Here is a 22,655-nt window from a genome sequence, read left to right as displayed (position 1 = left end):
GCGCACATTTATAGTTTCTGCATAAAAACAAATCGAACAATTGTTGTCAAGAATAAACTTTTGTTTTACCTGATTGCAAAACCGCCTAAAGACAGTAAAATTTACCCTTAACAACCCCGTCAAGGGGTGGTACGATTTATCGTGCTTTCATTTCAGCCAAGGAGATAACACCGCATGAACGTATTCAAAACAGCCCGCAGACAGATCATCGCCCTCTCGGCGATCGCCCTTCTTGCCGGCACTGCCGGGGCGAACGCTGCCCCCACAGCCAAGGCGGACGCGAAGGCGGGTGAGGCCCCGTCTGCCACGACAGCGGTTGCCCGGGTGAACGGCGTCGACATCACCAGAGCCGAACTGGAGCGGGCGAAGAAGATCATCCTCTCCCGGAACCAGATGGCGAGTGCCGCCATGAACGACGAGATGTCGAAGAAGGTTGAGGAAGCGGCCCTCAACCAGCTCATCGCCAAGGAACTCCTCTTCCAGGCCGGCAAGAAGCAGGAGATCAAGGATCTGGACAAGAAGATCCAGGAAAAGGTGGCCGAGCACAAGGCCCGCTTCAAGTCCCAGGCCGACTACGAGAAGGCCCTGAAGGAGATGGACATGACCGAGAAGGAGGTCGAGACCTTCACCAGGGAAGACATGGTCATCGGCAACCTGATTGAGACGAAGATCGTCGCCAACACCAAGATCACGGACGACGAGGCGAAGAAATTCTACAACGACAACAAGGACAAGTTCCGCCGGGAGGAAGCGGTCCGCGCCAGCCACATCCTCGTGAGCGCGGATCAGAAGGCATCTCCGGAAGAGAAGAAAAAGGCCAAGGAGAAGGCCGAGGCCCTGCTCAAGCAACTGAAGGGTGGCGCCGATTTTGCCGAACTGGCCAAGAAGGAATCCTCCTGCCCCAGTTCCGCCCAGGGTGGTGATCTGGGCTTCTTCGGCAAGGGGCAGATGGTTCCCGAGTTTGAGAAGACCGCCTTCAACCTCAAGCCGGGTGAGGTGAGCGACGTGGTGGAGACCCAGTTCGGCTACCACATCATCAAGCTGGCCGAGAAGAAGGATGCTGAAACCGTCCCCTTCGAGGAGGCCAAGGAGCGGATCGTCCAGTTCCTCACCCAGCAGAAGGTGCAGGCCGGGATTGGCGAGTACGTGGATGAGCTGAGGAAGAAGGGGAAGGTCGAGATCCTCTCCAAGTAACCGCAACTCTTCCCAGAAAACAGAAAAGGCCGCGCCGGACGATCCGGACGCGGCCTTTTCCTTTCCGCCCTCGACAGCTTACCCGTTCCTGTCTCCCATCTTTTCCAGGAACATCTTGATGAGGTCGATCGGTATCGGGAAGATGGTGGTGGAATTCTTTTCCGCCGCGATCTCGGTCAGGGTCTGGAGGTAGCGCAGCTGCAGCGACGTGGGTTCGGCGGCCAGAACCTTCGCCGCTTGGGCCAGCTTCTCCGACGCCTGAAATTCGCCGTCGGCATGGATGACCTTGGCGCGCCGCTCCCGCTCCGCCTCGGCCTGCTTGGCAATGGCCCGGAGCATCTCCTGCGGAAGGTCGATGTTCTTCACCTCCACGGCGGTCACCTTCACCCCCCACGGCCCCGTGTGCCGGTCGAGGATCTCCTGGAGCTCCTTGTTGATCTTCTCCCGGTTGGCCAGCAGCTCGTCCAGCTCCACCTGCCCCAGGACGCTCCGCAGGGTGGTCTGGGCCAGCTGGCTCGTGGCGTAGAGGTAGTTCTCCACCTCCACGATGGCCTTCTGGGGCTCCATGACCCGAAAACAGATGACCGCCGACACCTTCACCGTCACGTTGTCATGGGTGATCACATCCTGGGGGGGGACATCCAGGGCCACGATCCGCAGTGACACCCGAATCAGTTTGTCGATTCCCGGGATGATGAAGAAGAGCCCCGGACCCCGAACGCCCGCCAGGCGCCCGAGCCGAAAGAGAACCCCCCGCTCGTACTCGGGAAGGACTCGGATGGCACTGGCCGCGAACATGATCAGCAGGATGAGGATGAACACCACCGGCACGTAGTTGAAGATGTCGAACATGGAAGCCTCCTGTTGAGGCCGGGACCCGGGACCGGGGACCGGCAAAAATCGAAATCAAGATCAAGGGACGGAATTACGCAATAATGACAGCATCACATGGCAGTCCTTGCCTAAAGGCCTTTCCCGGTCCCCGATCACCGGTCTTTCTGACCTTAACCCGCATCCCCTCAACCGCCACTACCGTCACCCTGTCCCCCTCGGCCAGGGGCTCGTCGCTCCAGGCGTCCCAGTACTCGCCGTGGATGAAGACCCTCCCCTCGGGAGAGATGGCGGAAAGGGCCTTGCCGCTCTCCCCCAGGAGCCCCTCGCCGCCGGTGGTGGGCTTGCGGCGGTGGACCCTGACCGCCATGGTGACGGCAAAGACGGAAAAGGCGGAGATGGCGATCACCGTTATGGCAATGACCTGCCACGACACCCGGAGATAGGGCTCTGGTGATTCGAACAGCAACAGCGACCCGAGTACCATGGCGATGACCCCTCCGACCGTCAGCATTCCGTGGGAAACGATCTTGATCTCGGCGATGAACAGGATGAGCGCGAGCAGGATCAGGAGCACGCCGGCGTAGTTCACCGGCAGGGTCTGAAAGGCAAAGAAGGCGAGGATGAGGGAGATGCCGCCGATCACCCCGGGAAGGATCACCCCAGGATTGGAGAGTTCGAAAAAGATCCCGAGGAACCCGAGCATCATCAGGATGTAGGCCACGTTGGGATTGCCGATGACATCGAGAATCCGCTCCCGCGCCGTCATCGGCTCCTCCCTGACAACGGCGCCGGCAAGCCCGAGGACCACGTCTCCGCCGGGGCGAGCCACCCGACGCCCCTCCAGTTGAGCCAGGAGCGAGGCACGGTCGGCGGCGATCAGATCTACCACCTTCTCTGCAAGAGCCTTCTCAGCGGAGAGCGACAGGCTCTCCCGCACCATCCGCCGCGCCACGGCGGCGTTTCTCCCCCGCCGGTTCGCGAGCCCCTCGGCGTAGGCCTCGGCATCGTTCACCACCTTCTCTTCCATGACCTTGTCCTGCTTCTCGCCGATGGAAACGGGATGGGCCGCGCCGATAGTGGTTCCGGGTGCCATGGCGCAGATGTCGGCCGCTAGGCAGATAATGGCGCCGGCCGATGCGGCCCGCGCCCCCGACGGGGCCACGTGGACCGCCACCGGCACCGGGCTCGCGAGGATATCCTTCACGATCTCCCGCATGGCAGTATCGAGGCCGCCCGGGGTATCCATGTCGATGAGGACGAGGCGATCTCCCCTGCGGGCGGCGTCGACAAGGTTCCGCTTGAGAAACGAAGCAGTGACGGGATTGATGGCCGAGCGAACGCCCAGCACCCGCACCGTCGCCGAATCGGCAGGGAGGGCGACGGCTGGCAGTAGACAGCACAAGAGGATACAGAGCGTAATTATCCGATGCATACGCTCACAGTATACCCGGCGCGGCGCGGCAGTCAACGTGACGGGAGGCTTGCCAAGGGCGACCCATTGGTGCTATGTATCAAACCTGCTCACGGGAGGCACCAATGAAAGAACGGACCCGCATCCTCCTCATCGATGACGAAGAATCGGGGCGCGAAGCTCTCACCCTCATCCTCAGGAATGCCGGCCACCACGTCACGGGGGCGGCATCGGGGCGGGAAGCGGCCCAGCACCTTGCTCGGGACAAGTTCGACATCATCATTACCGACCTCTTCCTTCCCGACACCAACGGCATTGACATCCTCAAGGACGTCAAGAACGATTCCCCCCTCACCGAGGTGATCCTCATCACCGGCCACGCCTCCGCCGAAACCGCCGTGCGGGCCATGAAAGAGGGGGCCTACGACTACATCACCAAGCCCCTCAACATCGACGAACTCAGGATCATCATCGCCAAGGCCGTGGAGAAGCACCAGCTCCTCTCCGAAAACGTCTACCTCAGGAAACAGCTCCGGGACAAATTCGAGTTCGCCAACATCATCGGCGCCTCGCCTGCCATGCAGCAGGTCTTCGCCCTCATGAAGCGGATCGTCAAGACCGACTCCACGGTCCTCATCGCCGGCGAGTCGGGGACCGGTAAGGAAATCGTGGCCAAGGCGATCCATTTCAACGGCTCACGGCGCGAGCGGCCGTTCATCGCCGTCCACTGCGGCGCCATACCGGAGAATCTCCTGGAGTCGGAACTGTTCGGCTACGTGAAGGGGGCTTTCACCGGCGCGGTGAGGGACAAGATCGGCAAGTTCGAGGCGGCCAACGGCGGTACCATCTTCCTGGACGAGATCGGGACCATGCCGCTGCAGCTCCAGACAAAGCTCCTGCGGGTCCTGCAGGAGCAGGAGGTGGAGCGGGTCGGTTCCACCCGTCCCATCAAGATCGACGTGCGGATCATCTCGGCCACCAACCTGGACCTGGCCGAGGAAGTGAAGAAGGGGACCTTCCGCGAAGACCTCTACTACCGGCTCAACGTCATCCCCCTGGGCCTGCCGCCGCTCCGGGACCGGGTCGAGGACATCCTCCCCCTGGCGAAGCACTTTCTCGCCAAGTACTGCAAAGAGATGCAGCGCCGCCGGATGACCCTCGCCACGGAAGCGGTGGAGGCCCTTGAAGGGTATCGATGGGGAGGGAACGTGAGGGAACTGGAGAACGTCATGGAGCGGGTCGTGGCCCTCACCGAGGCGGACACCATCACCCTCCACGACCTCCCCCCCAACATCCGCGAGGAATCCCTCACTCGGGTCACCGAACGGGGTGTCGACCTCGTGAAAGTGATCGCCGAAATCGAGCGGAGCATGATCACCGACGCCCTGGCCCTCACCGACGGTGTCAAGGCCCGGGCCGCGGCGCTCCTGAACCTGAACCGGACCACCCTCGTGGAAAAGATGCGCCGGCTCGGCATGCCGCTGTAACGTTTACGAATCTCCCTTCCCGTCAGAATAAATTCCCACGGTTTTCATCAATCTCTTTCCGCATTCACTGCTCCGCTGGAAACCGTCCGAAACCGAAAAGCCGTGCTGCCGCCCCCGAAGATTCGGAAGCGACAGCACGGCCCTGGCTAACCATACCTTTGAAGCGGAAACTTACTCTTGCCCGGGAGCGCCGCCCCCCAACACTTTGTAGAGGGTCGCCACGTTAAGGAGGCGGACCAGGCGGACGCCGATCAGGTTCTGCTGGGCTCCGTAGAGGGCCCGCTGGGAATCGAGCACCTGGAGGTAGCTGTCGACTCCTTTTTCGTACCGTGCCTGGGAGAGGCGGTAGCTTTCGGAGGTGGCGTCGGTGAGGGACTGCTGGGCCGAGAGTTGATCGTCGATGGTTCCCCGCTGGGCCAGGGCGTCGGCCACTTCCCGGAAGGCGGTCTGGATCGCCTTCTCGTACTGGGCCACGGCGATATCACGGTCCACCTCCGCCACCTTGAGGGTGGCCTGGTTCGCTCCGGCGGTGAAGATCGGCAGTGTTATCCGCGGCGCAAAGTTCCAGGTGAAGGAATTCCCGGAGAAGAGCCCCGTCAACTCGTCGCTCCCGAAACCGACGCTTGAAAGCAGGGTAATGCGGGGGAAGAAGTTGGCCCGGGCCGCGCCGATGTTGGCGTTGGCCCCCTTCAGGAGGTTCTCTGCCTGGAGGATGTCGGGACGGCGCAGTAGCACGTCGGACGGCAGCCCCGGCGCCACATCCTTCATGGCGGAAAGGTTCTCGGTGAGGGCAGCGGGGAGGAGCGCCGTCGACACCGGCGATCCCACCACGAGATTGAGGGCATTTACGTCTTGGGCTATCAGCGTCGTGTAGCGGGCTATGTCCACCCGGGCCGACTCCACGCTGGTCCGCGCCTGGTTGAGATCGAGGAACGAGGAGACACCGGCCTCGAAGCGACTCTTGGTGAGGTTGTAGGAGGACTGCTGGCTCGCCAGCGTATCCTGAGCCAGCTTCAGCCGTTCCCGGTCGGCGGCCAGGGTCAGGTAGTTGGAGGCCACCTCGGCCACCAGGCTGATCTGCACACTGCGGCGGGCCTGTTCCGTGGCCAGGTACTGCTCCAGCGCTTGGTCCTTGAGGCTCCGCACCCGACCGAAGAGATCCAGCTCATAGGAACTGACCCCAAGACCGACGCTGTACTGGTCGACGGTGCGGGCCTGGCCGGTAGCAGAGAGATCCTGGGGGATTCTCTGGACGCTGCCATCGGCGGTGGCGTCCACCTTCGGAAAGAGATCGGAGCGTTGAATCCGATACTGGGCCCGGGAGCGCTCTATGTTGAGGGCGGCCACCCGCAGGTCCCGGTTGTTCTCCAGGGCCAGGGCAATCAGCTTCCGCAGCTTTTCGTCCTCGAAGAACTCCTGCCACGGGATGTCGGCCACCGGCTTTCCGGACCTGACGCCAGTCTCCTTATACGCCGGGCCTTCCGGCCATGCAGCCGAAACGGGTGCGGCGGGACGCTCGTATTTGGGGGCCATGGTGGTGCAGCCGGCCAGGGTCAAAGTCATAATTGAAACACAGAGCAACTGAGCAACAGAGAAAGGCTTCGACGTGGAACCGCTAGGACTCGGCGACCGCTGTTGGGTATTGAGGTAAAATTGTGCCGCGAAATCCGATTTCCCCTCTGTTGCTCTGTTGCTCTGTGTTATTTCGAATTTTTCCATAGTCATATCAATTCACCTCCGACGCTGCTTCAGCGGCCGGCTGAACGGAAGGCTGCTTTTTCTTGGCAAACACCTTCGACACCATCACGAAGAAGAACGGGATGAAGATCAAGTCGATGAAGGTAGCCGAAAGCAGCCCCCCGGTCACGGCGGTGCCGATGGCGTTCTGGGCCGCGGCCCCGGCCCCCTTGGTGAGTGCCAGCGGCAGGGTGCCGAAGAAGAAGGCCAGTGAGGTCATGATGACCGGCCGCAATCGGATCTTCACCGCCGTCAGGGTCGCCTCCACCAGTTCATGCCCCTGGTGCATCTGGTCCTTGATGAACTGGATGATCAGGATGGCGTTCTTCGTCGACAGGCCCACGGTGGTGAGAAGCCCTATCTGGAGATAGACGTCGTTGGGAAGCATCCGCAGCTTCACCGCCGTGACCGCCCCCACCAGGCCGAGGGGAAGCATCAGCAGGTTGACGAAGGGGATGGTCCAGCTTTCGTAGAGGGCCGCCACGGAGAGGAACACCACCAGGAGCGAGATGGCGTAGAGGGCGGGCGCCTGCTTGCCGGCCTGTTTTTCCTCGTAGGAGAGTCCGGTCCACTCGTAACCGATGCCCGGCGGAAGCTGGGCCGCCATCTTCTCCATCTCGACCATGGCCTCGCCGGTGCTCACCCCGGGCGCCGCCTGTCCCATGATCTCCACGGACGGAATGCCGTTGTAACGCTCAAGCCGGGGCGAGCCGTACTTCCAGTGGGCGGTGGCGAAGGCCGAGAAGGGGACCATCTCGCCGTTTCTGTTGTTCACGTACCAGCTGTTGATGTCCTCCGGCAGCATGCGGGACCTGGGTTCAGCCTGGAGATAGACCTTCTTCACCCGACCGTTCTCGATGAAGTCGTTGACGTAGGAGCTTCCCCAGGCCGTGGCCAGTACGCTGTTGACATCGGCCAGGTTGACCCCCAGGGCCCCGGCCCGCACGTCGTCAATGTCGAGCTTGAACTGGGGCGAATCATCCTGCCCGTTGGGGCGCACCGCGATCAGCTTGGGGTTCTTCATGGCCATGCCGAGGAGCTGGTTGCGGGCCTCCATCAGCTTCTCATGGCCAAGGCCGGCACGGTCCTGCAGCTGGAAGTCGAAGCCGTTGGCCTGCCCCAGCTCCACCACCGCCGGCGGTGAAAAGGCAAAGGCGAGGCCGTCGCGGATCTGCGAGAAAGCCTTCATGGCCCGTCCGGCAACGGCCGGCGCCTTCATGTCGGGGGTCGGGCGCAGCTTCCAGTCCTTGAGCCTGACAAAGGCAAGCCCCATGTTCTGGCCCCGGCCGGCAAAGCTGAAGCCGGCAATGGTAATGATCGTCTCCACCGACTTCTTCTCCTTCTCCAGGAAGTGGTGTTCAAGCTGCTCGAGCACTGTGATAGTCCGCTCCTGGGCAGCCCCTGCAGGGAGCTGGACCTGGCAGACGATGAACCCCTGGTCCTCGTCGGGGAGGAATGCGGTGGGAAGGCGCAGGAAGAAGAACGCCATGGCCGCCACGATGACCCCGTAAATCACCAGGTAGCGCACCGGCTTGCCGAATGAACGGCCGACGATCCCTTCGTATCTGCCCCGGCACCAGTTGAAGCATTTGTTGAACCAGCGGAAGAAACCGCAGAACCAGCCAGTCTCGCACGCCTCATGCCCCTTCTCCACCGGCTTGAGCAGGGTGGAGCAGAGGGCCGGCGTCAGAATCTGGGCCGTCATCACCGAGAGAATCATGGCGGAGATGATGGTGATGGAGAACTGGCGGTAGATGACGCCGGTGGAGCCGCCGAAGAAGGCCATGGGGAGGAAGACCGCCGAGAGGACGGTGGCGATCCCCCAGAGGGCACTGGTGATCTGCCCCATGGATTTGACGGTGGCGTCGTGGGGCGAGAGCCCCTCCTCGGACATGATCCGTTCCACGTTCTCCACCACGACGATGGCGTCGTCCACCAGGAGGCCGATGACGATGACCAGGGCGAACATGGTCAGGGTGTTGATGGAGAAGCCGGCGGCCGACAACGCCCCCATGGTGCCGAGCAGGACGACCGGAACGGCGATGGTGGGGATCAGGGTGGCCCGGATATTCTGCAGGAAGAGGAACATGATGATGAAGACGAGGAAGACCGCCTCGATCAGGGTCTGGACCACCTCTTCAATGGAGACCTTGACGAAGGGGGTGGTGTCGTAGGGGTAGACCACCTCCATGCCGGCGGGGAAGTATTTCGACAGTTCCGCCATCTTCGCCTTGACCCGGTCGGCGGTGTCCAGGGCGTTGGCGCCCGCGGCCAGGCGCAGCGCCATCCCCCCCATCGGTTTTCCCTTGTACCGTGCTTCGATATCGTAATTCTCGGTGCCGATCTTACATTCGGCCACATCCTTCAGCCTGACCGTGGAACCGTCGGGGTTGGTCCTCAGGATGATGGCGTTGAACTGCTCCGGTGTCTGGAGGAGGGTGCGGGCCGTGATGGTGGCGTTCAACTGCTGTCCCGGGGGCGCCGGATTCCCGCCGAACTGGCCGGCTGACACCTGGGCGTTCTGGGCCTGCACCGCCGCGATGACGTCGTTGGTGGTGAGGTGGTAGTTGTTGAGCTTGGCCGGGTTGAGCCAGATCCGCATGGCGTTCTGGGAGCCGAAGACCGTTACCTCGCCGACCCCTTCCGTCCTGCTGATGACGTCCTGGACGTTGGCAACCAGATAGTCGGTCAGGGCCGGGCGGTCCATGGAGCCGTCCTCCGACACGACCCCGACGATCAGGAGGAAGTTCTTGGTGGACTTGACCACCTGAATCCCCTGTTTCTGGACGATCTGGGGGAGGAGCGGCGTGGCGAGCTGCAGCTTGTTCTGCACCTGCACCTGGGCGATGTTCGGGTCGGTGCCGGCCTTGAAGGTGAGGTTGATGGCCACGGCGCCGGCCGAATCGCTGGTGGAGGACATGTAGATCAGGTTGTCGATCCCGTTCAGCTTCTGCTCGATCACCTGGGTTACCGTATCCTGCACCGTCTGGGCCGAGGCGCCGGGATACATGGCGTTGATGGTGATCTGGGGTGGTGCGATGGGAGGGTATTGGGAGACCGGCAGGGTCTTGATCGCCAGGAGGCCGGCCAGCATGACCATGATGGCGATTACCCAGGCAAAGATGGGTCTGTTTATGAAAAAGCGGGACATGGAAGAGCTCCTTGGAGTCTAGTGAAAAAAGAAAAACTACTAACGGCGACACGGAGACACAGAGAAAGGCAAAAAACAAACTTCTAATTGCTCAAAAACTGAATTCTCCGTGCTCCGTGCCACCGTGGTGAACTTTCAGGTTATTTTTTCACGACGGCTGGGGCCGGAGCCGTCTCCGGCTTTGCTCCGAACGGCACCGCCTTGACCGGCGTGCCCGGCTTTGCCTTCTGAATCCCTTCCAGGATGACCCGATCACCGGCCTTGAGCCCGTCGCTCACCAGCCAGTTGTCCCCAACGGTCCGGGCGACCTTGATGACCCGTGACTCCACCTTGTTCTCGGCCCCCACCACCAGAGCCGTGGCATCGCCCTTCGGGTTACGGGTGACGCCCCGCTGGGGGACCAGGATCGCTTGTTCGCTGACACCATCCTCAACGATGGCCCGCACGAACATCCCCGGCAGGAGGGTTTGCTTCGGGTTCGGGAAGACCGCCCGCAGGGTGATGGAACCGGTGCTCTGGTCAACGGTGACTTCCGAGAATTTCAGGGTTCCCGACAGCGGATAAGGGCTGCCGTCCTCCAGCAGAAGCTTGACCCGCGCCTGGGCGGCACCGTCGTGTTTCATCAGTCCGCTGGCCAGGTTCTGCTTCAGCTTCAACAGATCGGCGTTGGACTGGGTGACATCCACATACATGGAACTGAGCTGCTGGATGGTGGCCAGGGCCGTGGGCTGGTTGGCCGTCACCAGAGCCCCGTCGGTCACGGTGGAACGGCCGATCCGGCCGGAGATGGGGGCGGTCACCTTCGTGTAGCCCAAGTTGATGCGGGCCGTCTCAACCGCTGCCTTGGCAGAGGCGACGTCGGCCTCGGCCTGCTTGAGGGCGGCGTTGGCGTCGTCGTAGTCCTGCTGGCTCACGGCCTTGATCTTCACCAGATCACGGAAGCGCTCTTCCTTGAGGCGCGCCGGGATGAGATTGGCTTCCGTCCGGGCAAGGGTGGCCTTGGCGCTGGCAAAGGCCGCCTGATAAGTGGAGGGGTCAATCTGGTACAGGACCTGACCCGCCTTCACGTCGGATCCCTCGGTGAACAGGCGCTTCTGGATGATGCCGCTGACCTGGGGACGGACCTCGGCGATCAGGTGAGGCGAGGTGCGGCCCGGCAACTCAGTCGTCAGCTCCACCCGTTGGGGCTGAATCGTAACCACTCCCACTTCGGGAGGACCGCTGGGAGGAGGGGCGCCGTTGGATTTCTTGCCGCACCCTGCCACCATCATCCCGATGGCAAGAAGCCCCGTAACGGTAATCAGTCGTGTTCTGTACATGGCTTGCATAGACACCTCTTCACGGTAATTTGAATGAATGTTCATTCCTAAACTTGATTCAGCCTATCGCCTGACCGCATCCCAGCAGGCCTCGATGGTCCGGACGATAAGGGCGTCATCCAGCACAATGAACCCGAGGATATGGTCCCGGGCCACGGCGAGGAGGGGACCGAAGGTCAGGGCGAAGAATATTGGCAGGGGGACATTTTTCAGGACCTGCTGGGCAATCCCCGTTTCAAACAACTCCCGATAGACGTCGCACCCTTCACGTTCCCCCAGAAGCCGTTCCCGGCGGTATTCCAGGCCGTACGGAGAATTATGGAACTGCTCCAGGTACCGGAAATCGAGGGGGTTTTCGATGAAGTACCGCAGGAGTGCCGAACCGAGATGAATAAACCGTTCCCGAAATGCCTTGACCTCCACGTACCCCTCGGTGATGAACGGATAGATCCTTCCTTCCATATCCCGATAGAGTTCCCTGATCAAGACATCCTTGTTCTCGAAGTAGCGGTAGATCGTCCCGGCCCCAACCCCGGCACGGTCGGCGATCAGCGCCATGGGGGCGCCATGGAAACCGTGCTCGGCGATGACCTCAAGGGCCGCGCGGACTATCTCGTCGCGCTTTTCAACTTTCGACATGGCAGACCTCTTTGTCCACAATAGCGGAATGAACGTTCATTCCATTTTTAAACAATCCACCAAGTCGTGTCCAGCTATATTTTATTTTTTCCCGCGGGGTATCGCCGACTCGCACGGTACGCGGGTCTGGCAGAGCCCGCAACCGGTATGGGTGACACCGTAGCGCTCGCCCACCGCCTCGGGAACGGCGCCGTAGACGTAATCCCGGCACCGGGACTTGTCGTGGCCGTTGAAGGTGATGGCCCCCACGGGGCAGCGGCCGATGCAGACGCCGCAGGTCTCCTCGCGGTACCAGAGGCAGTTGTGGCGATGGTCCGGGGTGGTGCGGGGAGAGGGAGGAAGCACCAGGTCGGTGATGACGCTCCCCACCCGGTGGGCAATTCCGCGAGCAGTGATGAGGCCGTCGGAGAGGCTGAAGGTACCGAGTCCGGCTGCGTAGGCGGCGTGGCGCTCGGACCAGGTGGAGGCAATGCCCACGGGGGTATCGGCGAATTCCTTCCAGGCGGGGGCGTACTGGGGCACCACGGCCCGGTGGCCGATCCCCTCCAGGTGCGCCACCAGATGCCGGCGAAGGGCGCCGTTCAGGGTCTCGCCGTGACTCCGGGTGAAGGCCCACTTGCGGGAGGGCCATTCTGTCTCCAGCCGGTTGCTCATCCGCGTCCCCTCCACAATCGGGAGGATCCAGACAATAACCGTTGCCGCCCCGTCCAGCAGCTCGGCCGGCGTCAGGTGGAAATCGCCGATGATGTGCTTGTAGTCAGTGAAAAGCGGGTCGTCAGCCGCGGCGAAGCCCACGAGGGGGTCGTCGAAGTAGGGTCCGCTGCCATCAGGGAAGCGGTTTTCCGGGCTCTCCGCCACAAAACGTCCGATCTCGGCACGTAGTGCTTCCTCCATCTCGACCTCCTTTATGCTGCTGCCGGCTCGGGCCGACGGTAGAGAGTGACGAAAAGCAGTAACGTCGCCACCCCGACCACGCCATTCAGGAAAAAACCGATCCTGAAGCCTTCCTCCCGGATGAACGCCCCCATGCCGGCCGCGCAGAGCATCATCCCGACATAAACGCAGGTATTGTAGCAGCCCATGGCGAGCCCCCGCTGCTCCCGGGGCACCACATCGGCGATCAGCGCACAGACGGCGGTGAAGGCTACCCCCATGCTTATCCCCATGACCGCCGCGGCCCCCATGAGCGGGACCACGGACCGGCAGAGGCCGAAGGAGGCGAGCGCCAGGGCGAAAATGGCAAGCCCTCCAGTTACCAGGATACTCCGGTCAGCCACCCGGTCGCTCAGTTTCCCCGAGGGGAGGCGTGAAATGGCGTTAGCCAGGGCCTGGGCCGCGAAGACAAACCCCACGTGCCCCGAGTGCATCCCCTGGCTCCGGATATAGAGGGGCATGAAGGTGACGAACATGCCGAAACCGAAGCAGGTGCCGAGGGTTGCCACGAGGCAGGCGACGAGCCGGCGGTTGTGCATGAGCCCTGCCAGGGTCGGCAGGATGGCGGGACGGACTGCGCTGCGGTGCTGGGCCGAGGAAGGCGCGGGGAGAAAGATGAGCGCCACGACGAACATGGCGAGGATCAGCCCCCCCGCCACGAGAAAGACCGGCCGAAGCCCCAGCGCCGTGCCGAGGAAACCGCCGGCAGCGGGGCCGAGGGTCATGCCGCCGTACAGAGCCATGGTGTACCAGCCGTAGGCCTGGCCCAGGACCTCCGGCGGGGTAACGTCGGCCACGTACGACATGAGGGTCGGCGAGAAGGCCGACAGCCCGATGCCGAAGAGGAGATAGACCCCCCCCATTTGCAGGGGAGTGTTGCTCCAGTAGAGGAGAAACGACGAGCCGGCCAGGAGGATCAGCCCTCCCAGGAGCGGTATCCGCCGCCCCAGTCGATCCGAGACGAGTCCCGAGGGGATGGAGAGCGCTCCCGCCATCAGCATGAACGCGCTGTTGATGAGTCCCACCTGCGCCGTGTCGGCCCCCAGCGACGTGGCAAAGAGGGGGACGATCGGTATCCTCATGTAGGAGCCGAAGAAGCAGACAAAGCTGATGACGCAGGCGAGCAGCAGGAGTTTTCCCGCCCGGTGTTCCCGTGATTCCATGGGCACCTACCCCTTCAGCCTCTTGGGCGAATTCATAGCTTTTTCCCCACGGCAAGCGCCTTGCCCAGCAGCGGACCAACACCGTGGTAACCCCGATGGCTGGTGTCGAAAACGAGGGGCTTGAGCTTCAGGATGTCGGGGAGGCCGTCGTCGCCGAGCACTTCGGCGTCTGCCTTAACGTCCACGATTTCGCCGACGAACAGGGTGTGAAGGCCGATTTCCAGGGTGTGAAGCAGCCGGCACTCAAGGGCGAAGGGGAACTCCGCCGCGTAGGGGGCGTCCACAAGTTCACTTTTTACCGGCGTAAGTCCAGTAGCGGCAAACTTATCCGTGTCGCGCCCCGAGACAATGCCGACGTAATCGGCCGCCTTCATGGCGGCTTCCGACGGAGTTCCAATAGTGAAGGCCTTGCGCTCCACGATCGAGGCGTAGGAATAGGTCGCCTTGCGCAAGGATACCGCAACGCACGGGGGCTGGGAACAACAGATTCCGCCCCAAGCGGCATTCATCAGATTTGGCTTCCCCTCGTGGTCATAGGTGCCGACCATCAGGACAGGAGCCGGAAAAAGGAGGGTCTTGGCCCCCAGGGATTGTTTCATGGTATTCTCCTCTCGTGAATCAGATTTTCAGCTCTCCTGCAGGTTAACCACGACACGCCCCGTGATCCCCCCATGGAGAATCGCCTGGGTCATCACCTCCAGCCCCGCCAGGGTGCACTCCGTCACCATCTCGCCAAGCCGGGAGGGCTTCCAAGCGGTCGCAAGCCGCTGCCAGACCTCCTCGCGAAGCCCCCGGGGGCACTGGACCGAATCGATCCCCAGAAGGCTCACCCCCCGCAGGATGAACGGGTAGACGTTCATCGGCAGTTCCGGCGACCCCACGAGACCGCAGCAGGTGACCGTACCGCCGTACTTCGTGCTCTTCAGGACCGCAGCCAGGGTCTGGCCGCCGACCACATCGACCGCGCCGGCCCAGCGCTCGGCCAGGAGTGCCTTCTCCGCGCCGGCCGTCACGTCGTCACGGCCGATCACGGCTGTCGCGCCGAGCCCCTTGAGAAAATCCTCGTCGAACTCCTTGCCGGTGGCTGCCGTCACCCGGTAGCCCGCCCGGGAGAGGATGGAAACCGCGATGCTCCCCACCCCGCCGGTGGCGCCGGTCACGAGGATATCGCCGTCATCGGGCCTCACCCCGGCCCGCTCCAGCTTCAGCACCGACAGGGCCGCCGTGAAACCGGCGGTGCCGAGGGCCATGGCTTCGCGCAGCGTCAACCCCTCGGGCAACCGCACCGCCCACTCCGACGGGATGCGGATGTATTGCCCCCAGCCGCCGTCGGTTTCCATCCCCAGGTCGTGGCCGGTGACAACAACCTTGTCGCCCGGGGCGAAGGCACCGCTTTCGCAGGAGACCACCTCACCCGCCGCGTCGATGCCGGGAGTGTGAGGGAACTGCCGCGTCACCCCGGGGTGCCCCGTGGCCGAGAGGGCATCCTTGTAGTTGAGGGAGGAGTAGTGGACCCGCACCACCAGGTCGCCGGCCGGCAGGTCGTCGATGCTCCGCTCGCGGATCTCCCGCACGAACTGCTTCTCGGGGGTCTTCTCCACCACCAGCGCCTTGAATACCGAGTTTCCCATGCTCCCCTCCCCTTCTCAAATTAGACCAGTCGTCTAGTTGCCGAAAAAAATTTTCACACCTGCTCGCGCAGCACCGTTGCAAAAAGCGTGGCGATGAAATCCCGCAGGGGCTGGGGCGACTTCATCACCTTGGCCCGGAGGACAGCCCCTTCCCAGCCGGAGAGAATGAATCCCGCCACCACGGACGGGTCAAGCTCCGGTGCCAGTTCCCCTGCACGCTGGGCCTCCCGCAGGCAGGCGGCGTAGCGCTTCTTCCACGAGGTAAACACCTCTTCGAGCCTCGCCCGGAAGCGTTCGTTCTGGTCGGCCAGCTCCTGCCCCAGGTTGCCGATGAGGCATCCCTTGGCGCACTGGTTCTGCTCCAGGCGCGCCAGGCCGCTCTCCAGCAGATTACGGAGCCGATTCAGCGGTGTCACCTCATCGTCGTTCAGGAAGGTGTCGAGCCGCTGGTCGTAGCGCTCGGCAAAGTGGTCAATCACCGCCAGGCCGAACTCCTCCTTGCTCCTGAAATAGTAGTAGAATGAGCCCTTGGGTACACCAGCCTCCCTCAGCACCGCATCAATGCCGGTGGCGTTGAACCCCTGACGGCCGATGAGGTCGGTGCCGATGCGGATGATGGTTGCTCTCGTTTCGTTCTTATCCATGGGGATCATTATTAGACCGGTCGTCTACAAAGTCAAGGAGGGAATTTAGAGTGAATGGTTGTTCCTATCACAAACGGAAAAGCCCGCACATGGCGGGCTTTTCCGGGCGCTACCGAATAAATCTAGAACTTGACCCTGAGCCCCATCAGCGCATTGTGGCTCTCGAACCTGAACTTGGTCGCCGTCACCACACCTTCGTCGAAGGTGGCCTTTGAAGTGCCGAAATAGCGATATCCCAGGTCAAGGGACATGATCGGGTTGAGGGCTATCTCCACCCCGGCTCCCGCCTGGTAGGCGAAAACGGTGTCATCCCCCTTCTCATAGAGGGGGTCCAATTCAGTACTGGTGGTATTACCCAGATTGAGCACGGCGAAGCCGACGCCTCCTCCCACGTAGGGGGTAATGGGGCTCTGGTTGTGCATATCGACAAAGGCGTTGGCCATGACCGCCAGGGCACCGAGATCACCATCCACGCCGTGGAAGCGGTACCCGTCCGAAGCAGTGACGGACTTGATCTCAGAATGCCGGTAGGAAAGCTCCCCCTCCAGGCGGAGAAAGCCGTAATCATACCCAGCGGTGCCACCCACGACAATACCGGGATCGAACTCCACCCGGTCGTTGAAGGATGTACCGGAATCGGTGCCGGCAACGTCGGCGTCCCGGGGGATGCTCACCCCGAGGAAACCGGAAAAATACCCCCCGGGCCGGGCAGGCGTTGCCTGGCTCATGGCGGGCATCCCCCAGATGGCGATGGCTGCAGCGGCAATGAGAATTCTTTTCATGGTTATCCTCCTTGAATGGTATGCCAAATGTAATCAGTATAACGCAAAAGGAGGGGTGCAGTTTACATCCCGGGCCTGAATGGAGGCGAACCAGTCATTTACGCCTTCTTTACGAACTCCGATTTCAACTGCATTGCACCGATCCCGTCGATCTTGCAGTCGATGTCATGGTCTCCTTCGACGAGACGGATATTCCTGGCCTTGGTTCCGACCTTGATCACCGACGACGAGCCCTTGATCTTCAAGTCCTTGATCACCGTAACCGTGTCACCGTCACTGAGAACATTGCCATGGGCGTCACGCACCACGCGACTCCCGTCCCCGCTCTCCGCTGCCGTTTCCTTCCCCCATTCATGGGCGCATTCCGGACAGACATACATGGTTCCGTCTTCGTACGTGTATTCTGAACTGCATTGTGGACATTTTGGCATATCGCTCATGGCGCATCCTTTCTGATTTATTATGGGGGCCATATTGGGATCAGCCCACCATAGATGTCAAGCTGCTTCCGCCGCGCCATTCCCACTCAATGCCGCCCCAACCAACACTTTTTACTACAGCGGCGAAGCAACCTGCCGATAAGTACCAATGACAACCATATTGATCAAGAACTATCAGGAGAAAGTCATGGGCTTTTTTTTGGTTCTTCAGGGAATTCCGGGGAAGATTAATAAACAACAACGGCAGCACTGCGGTATCTTGATGGTTCCCCAACCAAAAAAGATCGCAGGAGGCTGCCGTTGTCGTATTCCGATGTTATCGCAATTGCGGGAGGGTGGGAAGGATATCGTGTTGCTGGGACACGCACTATCGTCACAGGTGATGCCAAACGGATCGAGGTAGAACTGATTGCCCTGTCCCAGGATGAGATGGTGTGTGGCTCGTGCGGCGGGCGTTGCACAAGCGTCCATGAAACGACCAAGCGCGTAATTCGAGATTTGCCGATTCTCGATGCTCAGACTTATCTGATCGTTCACCGCCGCAGGCTGCTGTGCCCTCAGTGTGGGCCAACGCTGGAGCGTCTGTCATGGCTGGCGAAATACGCCCGCGTGACGCGCAGGCTTGCAGAGAGCGTAGCGCGACTGTGTGGTGTCGTGTCTGTGAAGCACGTGGCGCAGTATCTGGGGCTTTCTTGGGACCAGGTGAAGGAAATCGACAAGCGCTCACTCACAGAGCGGGTCGGCACCGTCGACCTCTCAAACATCGAAGTTCTCGGGATGGATGAGTTCGCCCTTCACAAGGGGCACCGCTATGCGACGGTTATCATCGAGCCATACCGTAAGGAAGTCTTATGGATCGGCAAAGGCAGGAGTCGCGAGAGTATCCGTCCTTTCTTCACGCAGCTTGGCCCACATGGCTGTAAACGGCTCAAAGCGGTCGTGATGGATATGAACGCATCATATGAGGAGGAAATCAAGCAGCACTCGCCCCAGGCAGACATAGTCTACGACCTGTTCCATGTGGTGGCGAAGTATGGCAGGGAAGTGATCGACAGGGTGCGAGTCGATGAGGCAAACCGCCTGAAGGAAGACAAGAAGGCACGGAAGGTAGTCAAAACATCGCGGTGGTTGCTGCTACGAAACAGCGAGAACGTCAAGGGCGACGACATGCTTCGCCTCCAGGAACTGTTGGAGGCAAACCGCAGCCTCCTTACGGTCTACCTGCTCAAAGACGATCTGAAGCAACTGTGGAAGTTTACCTGCATTGAAGAGGCGGGACTATTCTGGGAGCAGTGGCACCAAAGGGCGATGGAGAGTGGAATACCGCCACTCATCCTGTTTGCCCGCCGGCTAAAGGGCTATCTCCAAGGAATCCTCAACCACTGCCTCTGGCCCCTTCACACCGGAATCCTCGAAGGCATCAATAACAAGATCAAGGTGATCAAAAGAATGGCCTACGGCTTCCGGGATCACGAATACTTCTTTCTCAAGATCAGAGCCGCTTTCCCCGGAATTCCCGGATGAACCTTTTTTTTGAACCTTTATCTTCACCTGAATATCCGAACACGGATCGTGCTGCTTTGCATCTGCTACAGCACCTGCATCATCCTTGCAGTCATAGCTGGGCGCTCGTTATCGACGGCAGAGGCAATCGCATCCACAACCGTTTTTGTGCTGCTCGGGGCCTTATTCAGCTCCCTCCTTTTCCGTACGGTCAACGATGCGCTCAAGCGCATCCAGGGCTACCTGGCCACATTGACCGGGGGAGACCTGATGCAAACTATTGCGCCCAAGCGCAACAACGAGATCAGCAGTATCATCCGTTCCATCGCCAGCCTTCAGGCAACCATCCGCGAAATCGTCTCCCAGATATCGCAGACGTCGGAAGAGGTTGCCATGGCCTCGCGGCAACTCCAGTCCAACGCCGACCAGATTGCCGCCGGGACGGACAATGCCGCCTCCCAGACCAACACAGTGGCCGTAGCTAGTGAAGAGATGGCAGCCACTTCAGGCGACATCGCTAACAATTGCATGAGAGCAGCGGAAAACTCCACCCGCGCTGTCAACACCGCCCGATCGGGAGCCGAAGTTGTCCGCCAGGCCACGGATTGCATGGAGCGCATCGCCAGCCGGGTTAGAGACGCGGCAAAGACCGTCGAAGAGTTGGGCTCCCGGTCCGATCAGATCGGACAGATCATTGGGACAATCCAGGACATCGCCGATCAGACAAACCTGCTGGCGCTCAACGCGGCCATCGAAGCCGCCCGAGCGGGGGAGCAGGGCCGAGGGTTCGCTGTTGTGGCAGACGAAGTCCGTGCCCTCGCGGAGCGCACCACTCGCGCCACCCGCGAAATTGGTGAAATGATTAAGACCATTCAGAATGAAACAAAGGGAGCTGTTTCAGCAATCGACGAAGGAGTGGCAGAGGTCGAGAGGGGGGCCGAATACTCGGATAAGTCCGGCCAGTCTCTGGAACAGATACTCCAACAGATCAACGACGTCACCATGCAGATCAACCAGATCGCCACCGCCGCAGAGCAACAGACCGCCACGACCGGGGAAATATCATCCAACATCCAGCAGATCACCGCGGTGGTCCAGCAGACCGCCCGGGGTGCCACGGAAACAGCCACCGCGGCGGCCACGCTTTCAAGACAGGCTGACGAACTTCAGGGCCTGGTGGGGCATTTCAGACTGTGAGATTCCGTTTAAGAGTTATGCACATCCCCTTGTGATGGCATGGAAAAATTGGTGAATACTATTGGGGCTCTGGTTTATGCGACCAGGGCTTTTTTTCTAATCTTGCACAGAAGGGTACGGTCGGCTATAACAGCCAGACAAGGAGGGGGAACCCTCAATAGCTTTGTGCCGCGACACGATTCGGAAACAAGCACTTTAACAGCGCGCTCCGACTGTCTTCCGCGGAAGGGCCCCCCCATGACCCTCTATACCCTGCTCTGTTTCCTCGGCGCCTCCATCGCCCTGACCGTGGCCCCCGGCCCTGACAACATCTTCGTCATGACCCAGGGGGTCGCCCGGGGGAGGAAGCCGGCCATCGTCACGGCCCTCGGCATGTGCAGCGGCGTCACCGTCCACACCACGGCCGCGGCCTTCGGGATCTCGGCGGTGTTCTATTCCTCGGCCATTGCCTTCACGGTGGTGAAGTCCGCCGGCGCGGCATACCTCCTCTACCTGGCCTTCAAAACCCTGAAGGAACGGTCCGCCATCAGGCTCTCGGCGGCCGACGACCTCCCCGCGGCGGCCCTGTTCCGGCGGGGATTCATCATGAACGTGCTCAACCCCAAGGTGGCCATGTTCTTCCTGGCGTTCCTCCCCCAGTTCGTGGCCCCCGCCGCCGGCCGCGTCCCCCTCCAGATGCTGCTCTTGGGACTCATATTCATGGTGCAGTCCGTGGTAATCTTCTGCCTGCTCGGCTACTTCGCCGGGAGCATCGGCAGCTTCATCCTAGCCCGCCCCCGGATCGCACGGTATTTTGACTGGTTGACCGCGGGGGTTTTCCTGTCCCTGGGGGTAAGGCTGGCCCTGGCGGAACGGTAATTTTCCCCTGTTCCGGAAATGAATCCTCCCCCTCCAGGGATTTAAATAATAATATTTTCATAAAAAATGGTTTCATGATACAGAAAGACGCCTTGCGATTTACCATCAAGGACACATAACGTGGCATACCATGCAGAGGAGGGCATACTGTTGAAAAAAGGGATTTTTTCATTTTTGGTCACGACTTGGCTGTTGACCGGCACGACCGTGCCGGCATCGGCGACAACCTTCCAGTCCCATACGCTGAACACGCTCAGCTTCAGTTATGTGGAGAACCTTTTCGATTCGAACGGAACCATGAAGAATGGACTGGAACTGGCGCCGGGAGATCACTTGGTGGGAATCATATCCGTCAACCGGATCGTAGCGGGAGGGGAAACGATTTTCACGGCAGGCCCAACGTCGCAACTGACCGGGATTTACGCCCATAAGGTGCTGAGCATCCCACCGTATCTGGTGAACGGGCAGTATGCATACGATCCCCTCAACCCTTCGTCATTCCAAGTGCACACGGAATACGGCAACCCTGACCTGGGGGCATTTACTGTCGGTTCAAGCACTGTCAACCTTGCCAGCATCCTGGACCCGGGTGCGGTTCTGGCCCTCTGGCTCGACCAGGGGAACAGCGCCACCAGCTTCACGACGGAGGGAACCCTTGCCGACAGCGTGGCCCGGGCAACCGACGGACTCCCCTTTCTCTCCGCGGGGATTGGGAATTCGGGATATTTTTACAGTCATACCAACCAGTCCGTCACCATGGCCGAGTTGCTGAACGGAGCCTTCATAGGCCAGGCCTTCGCCGGCCTGGAAGTATTGACCAATGCCACGGGGCACGGACTCTCCCCCATCTTCAACCCCGGCGACCTGGAAAAAGGTACTGCAACGCCGTTGGTCCTTTCCTGCGACCTCGGGATCAATCCGGCCTTTTTTTCACCGGAGCCGGCCTCGCCCTGGGTTCTCGCCGGCACAGGCTCGGTGCAAGTCTATCCGGCTCCAGAGCCATCCACCCTGGCCCTCTTTGGCGTTGCCGGGAGCGTAATGGCCCTGTGCAGACTGAGGAAACGCACCCTCAATGACCGGGAAGATACTCCATGATTTTCACCACACTGCGCGCAACCCTGGCAATGCTCGCCGCCATGGCCATCGCCTGCGCCCTGCCGGTGCGGGCCTCGGCCGGGGACAATCTGGCGCGGGGGGTACTCGCCGAACTGAACGCGGCCCGAGCCAACCCCAAGGCCTACGCCGAACACCTGCGCGTCTACCGGTCCCAGTTCACGGGAACGTACCATATCCCGCCGGGCAGCAGGATTCGATACATCACCAGGGAAGGGACCCGGGCCGTGGACGAGGCGGTGCGGTTTCTGGAGGCGCAACGCCCCCTTTCCCCGCTGACGTGGTCGGAAGGGCTTTCCCGTGTTGCCGCAGAGCTGAACCGGGAGCAGGCACGGACGGGCGCCCTGGGCCACGCCTCGGGCAGGATGGAGATGCGGGCCCGGGCCGAACGGATCGGCCGGTGGCAGAGCACCATTGGCGAGAACATCAGCTACGGCCCCGACGATGCCCGTCGCGTGGTGATGCAGCTCATCGTCGACGACGGAGTGCCTGACCGGGGTCACCGGAAGAACATTTTCGCCCCCGATTTCAGGGTGGCCGGTATCGCCTGCGGTCCCCACCCGGTTTTCGAGACGAGTTGCGTCATCGACTTTGCCGGTTGGTTCACTGAGAGGTAAAA

21 protein-coding genes are annotated in these 22,655 nt (G+C 61.2%); 7 read left to right on the top strand and 14 right to left on the bottom strand.

The genetic code is table 11. The features are described from left to right. Positions 1–174: 174 nt before the first annotated feature. A complete protein-coding gene (locus tag GMET_RS04080) occupies positions 175–1,194 on the top strand; it encodes a peptidylprolyl isomerase (RefSeq protein WP_004514402.1) in 1,020 nt (339 codons plus the stop codon). Between the two features lie 78 nt (positions 1,195–1,272). Here the strand turns inward: GMET_RS04080 and GMET_RS04075 are convergent, their stop codons facing one another. Both GMET_RS04075 and GMET_RS04070 read right to left on the bottom strand, forming a co-directional pair. Continuing rightward, positions 1,273–2,046, bottom strand: coding sequence for a slipin family protein (locus tag GMET_RS04075; protein WP_004514401.1), 774 nt, complete (start codon positions 2,044–2,046; stop codon positions 1,273–1,275). A 73-nt stretch (positions 2,047–2,119) separates the two neighbouring features. Beyond that, a complete protein-coding gene (locus GMET_RS04070) occupies positions 2,120–3,460 on the bottom strand; it encodes an NfeD family protein (protein WP_004514400.1) in 1,341 nt (446 codons plus the stop codon). 104 nt (positions 3,461–3,564) lie between these two features. On the opposite strand from GMET_RS04070, the gene GMET_RS04065 reads away from it, so the two are divergent. Further along, a complete protein-coding gene (locus GMET_RS04065) occupies positions 3,565–4,926 on the top strand; it encodes a sigma-54-dependent transcriptional regulator (RefSeq protein WP_004514399.1) in 1,362 nt (453 codons plus the stop codon). Between the two features lie 171 nt (positions 4,927–5,097). On the opposite strand, the gene adeC is transcribed toward GMET_RS04065, so the two are convergent. The 11 genes from adeC to GMET_RS04010 form a co-directional block, all read right to left on the bottom strand. After that, positions 5,098–6,489 carry an AdeC/AdeK/OprM family multidrug efflux complex outer membrane factor gene (adeC, locus tag GMET_RS04060; protein ID WP_187148463.1) on the bottom strand — a complete coding sequence of 464 codons (1,392 nt, stop codon included), beginning with the start codon at positions 6,487–6,489 and terminating at the stop codon, positions 5,098–5,100. A gap of 163 nt (positions 6,490–6,652) precedes the next feature. Next, the gene (locus tag GMET_RS04055; RefSeq protein WP_004514397.1) at positions 6,653–9,814 is read right to left on the bottom strand and encodes an efflux RND transporter permease subunit; all 3,162 of its coding nucleotides are present in this window, start codon (positions 9,812–9,814) and stop codon (positions 6,653–6,655) included. A gap of 140 nt (positions 9,815–9,954) precedes the next feature. Further along, positions 9,955–11,142, bottom strand: a complete 1,188-nt coding sequence (locus GMET_RS04050) for an efflux RND transporter periplasmic adaptor subunit (RefSeq protein ID WP_004514396.1) — start codon at positions 11,140–11,142, stop codon at positions 9,955–9,957. 54 nt (positions 11,143–11,196) lie between these two features. After that, a complete protein-coding gene (locus GMET_RS04045) occupies positions 11,197–11,772 on the bottom strand; it encodes a TetR/AcrR family transcriptional regulator (RefSeq protein ID WP_004514395.1) in 576 nt (191 codons plus the stop codon). Between the two features lie 81 nt (positions 11,773–11,853). Further along, on the bottom strand, positions 11,854–12,666 hold the full coding sequence (locus GMET_RS04040) for an epoxyqueuosine reductase (protein ID WP_004514394.1): 813 nt from the start codon (positions 12,664–12,666) through the stop codon (positions 11,854–11,856). Positions 12,667–12,677: 11 nt separating this feature from the next. Further along, positions 12,678–13,868, bottom strand: a complete 1,191-nt coding sequence (locus GMET_RS04035) for an MFS transporter (RefSeq protein WP_004514393.1) — start codon at positions 13,866–13,868, stop codon at positions 12,678–12,680. Between the two features lie 32 nt (positions 13,869–13,900). After that, entirely contained in the window at positions 13,901–14,467 is a 567-nt protein-coding gene (locus GMET_RS04030) for a flavin reductase family protein (protein WP_004514392.1), read from the bottom strand. A 27-nt stretch (positions 14,468–14,494) separates the two neighbouring features. Further along, positions 14,495–15,499 (bottom strand): YhdH/YhfP family quinone oxidoreductase, encoded by a 1,005-nt coding sequence (locus GMET_RS04025; protein WP_004514391.1) that lies wholly within the window; start codon positions 15,497–15,499, stop codon positions 14,495–14,497. A gap of 53 nt (positions 15,500–15,552) precedes the next feature. Continuing rightward, a complete protein-coding gene (locus tag GMET_RS04020; protein WP_011365726.1) occupies positions 15,553–16,143 on the bottom strand; it encodes a TetR/AcrR family transcriptional regulator in 591 nt (196 codons plus the stop codon). A gap of 122 nt (positions 16,144–16,265) precedes the next feature. Further along, the gene (locus GMET_RS04015) at positions 16,266–16,925 is read right to left on the bottom strand and encodes an outer membrane protein (protein WP_004514389.1); all 660 of its coding nucleotides are present in this window, start codon (positions 16,923–16,925) and stop codon (positions 16,266–16,268) included. A 98-nt stretch (positions 16,926–17,023) separates the two neighbouring features. Continuing rightward, a complete protein-coding gene (locus tag GMET_RS04010; RefSeq protein ID WP_004514388.1) occupies positions 17,024–17,365 on the bottom strand; it encodes a zinc ribbon domain-containing protein YjdM in 342 nt (113 codons plus the stop codon). Positions 17,366–17,665: 300 nt separating this feature from the next. On the opposite strand from GMET_RS04010, the gene GMET_RS04005 reads away from it, so the two are divergent. From GMET_RS04005 to GMET_RS03995, 3 genes are all read left to right on the top strand, one after another. Next, on the top strand, positions 17,666–18,889 hold the full coding sequence (locus GMET_RS04005) for an ISL3-like element ISGme5 family transposase (protein ID WP_011365668.1): 1,224 nt from the start codon (positions 17,666–17,668) through the stop codon (positions 18,887–18,889). Positions 18,890–18,898: 9 nt separating this feature from the next. Next, positions 18,899–20,065, top strand: coding sequence for a methyl-accepting chemotaxis protein (locus GMET_RS04000; protein WP_011365725.1), 1,167 nt, complete (start codon positions 18,899–18,901; stop codon positions 20,063–20,065). A 237-nt stretch (positions 20,066–20,302) separates the two neighbouring features. Then, entirely contained in the window at positions 20,303–20,923 is a 621-nt protein-coding gene (locus tag GMET_RS03995) for a LysE family translocator (protein ID WP_004513543.1), read from the top strand. A 41-nt stretch (positions 20,924–20,964) separates the two neighbouring features. Here the strand turns inward: GMET_RS03995 and GMET_RS18730 are convergent, their stop codons facing one another. Next, complete coding sequence (locus tag GMET_RS18730; RefSeq protein ID WP_138983416.1) at positions 20,965–21,174, bottom strand: hypothetical protein; 210 nt, start codon at positions 21,172–21,174, stop codon at positions 20,965–20,967. 46 nt (positions 21,175–21,220) lie between these two features. Here GMET_RS18730 and GMET_RS03990 point away from each other — a divergent pair, with 46 nt between their 5' ends. Both GMET_RS03990 and GMET_RS03985 read left to right on the top strand, forming a co-directional pair. After that, positions 21,221–22,018 carry a PEP-CTERM sorting domain-containing protein gene (locus GMET_RS03990; protein ID WP_138983415.1) on the top strand — a complete coding sequence of 266 codons (798 nt, stop codon included), beginning with the start codon at positions 21,221–21,223 and terminating at the stop codon, positions 22,016–22,018. Further along, positions 22,015–22,653, top strand: coding sequence for a CAP domain-containing protein (locus tag GMET_RS03985; RefSeq protein ID WP_004513541.1), 639 nt, complete (start codon positions 22,015–22,017; stop codon positions 22,651–22,653). Before GMET_RS03990 ends, GMET_RS03985 begins: the two co-directional genes overlap by 4 nt. Positions 22,654–22,655: the final 2 nt, after the last annotated feature.

Source organism: Geobacter metallireducens GS-15, from assembly GCF_000012925.1.
Lineage (GTDB): Bacteria > Desulfobacterota > Desulfuromonadia > Geobacterales > Geobacteraceae > Geobacter > Geobacter metallireducens.
The sequence above is the reverse complement of the archived record's forward strand: the minus strand, read 5'-3'. Positions and strand labels throughout refer to the sequence as shown.

Excerpts from the sequence above, each read along its gene's own strand:
- GMET_RS04045 (WP_004514395.1), bottom strand. The coding sequence starts at position 11,772 with ATGTCGAAAGTTGAAAAGCGCGACGAGATAGTCCGCGCGGCCCTTGAG.
- GMET_RS03990 (WP_138983415.1), top strand. The coding sequence starts at position 21,221 with ATGAAGAATGGACTGGAACTGGCGCCGGGAGATCACTTGGTGGGAATC.
- GMET_RS04040 (WP_004514394.1), bottom strand. The coding sequence starts at position 12,666 with ATGGAGGAAGCACTACGTGCCGAGATCGGACGTTTTGTGGCGGAGAGC.
- GMET_RS04035 (WP_004514393.1), bottom strand. The coding sequence starts at position 13,868 with ATGGAATCACGGGAACACCGGGCGGGAAAACTCCTGCTGCTCGCCTGC.
- GMET_RS03985 (WP_004513541.1), top strand. The coding sequence starts at position 22,015 with ATGATTTTCACCACACTGCGCGCAACCCTGGCAATGCTCGCCGCCATG.
- GMET_RS03995 (WP_004513543.1), top strand. The coding sequence starts at position 20,303 with ATGACCCTCTATACCCTGCTCTGTTTCCTCGGCGCCTCCATCGCCCTG.
- GMET_RS04055 (WP_004514397.1), bottom strand. The coding sequence starts at position 9,814 with ATGTCCCGCTTTTTCATAAACAGACCCATCTTTGCCTGGGTAATCGCC.
- GMET_RS04030 (WP_004514392.1), bottom strand. The coding sequence starts at position 14,467 with ATGAAACAATCCCTGGGGGCCAAGACCCTCCTTTTTCCGGCTCCTGTC.
- GMET_RS04025 (WP_004514391.1), bottom strand. The coding sequence starts at position 15,499 with ATGGGAAACTCGGTATTCAAGGCGCTGGTGGTGGAGAAGACCCCCGAG.
- GMET_RS04075 (WP_004514401.1), bottom strand. The coding sequence starts at position 2,046 with ATGTTCGACATCTTCAACTACGTGCCGGTGGTGTTCATCCTCATCCTG.
- GMET_RS04080 (WP_004514402.1), top strand. The coding sequence starts at position 175 with ATGAACGTATTCAAAACAGCCCGCAGACAGATCATCGCCCTCTCGGCG.
- GMET_RS04050 (WP_004514396.1), bottom strand. The coding sequence starts at position 11,142 with ATGCAAGCCATGTACAGAACACGACTGATTACCGTTACGGGGCTTCTT.
- GMET_RS04010 (WP_004514388.1), bottom strand. The coding sequence starts at position 17,365 with ATGAGCGATATGCCAAAATGTCCACAATGCAGTTCAGAATACACGTAC.
- adeC (WP_187148463.1), bottom strand. The coding sequence starts at position 6,489 with ATGACTTTGACCCTGGCCGGCTGCACCACCATGGCCCCCAAATACGAG.
- GMET_RS04065 (WP_004514399.1), top strand. The coding sequence starts at position 3,565 with ATGAAAGAACGGACCCGCATCCTCCTCATCGATGACGAAGAATCGGGG.
- GMET_RS04020 (WP_011365726.1), bottom strand. The coding sequence starts at position 16,143 with ATGGATAAGAACGAAACGAGAGCAACCATCATCCGCATCGGCACCGAC.
- GMET_RS04015 (WP_004514389.1), bottom strand. The coding sequence starts at position 16,925 with ATGAAAAGAATTCTCATTGCCGCTGCAGCCATCGCCATCTGGGGGATG.
- GMET_RS04070 (WP_004514400.1), bottom strand. The coding sequence starts at position 3,460 with ATGCATCGGATAATTACGCTCTGTATCCTCTTGTGCTGTCTACTGCCA.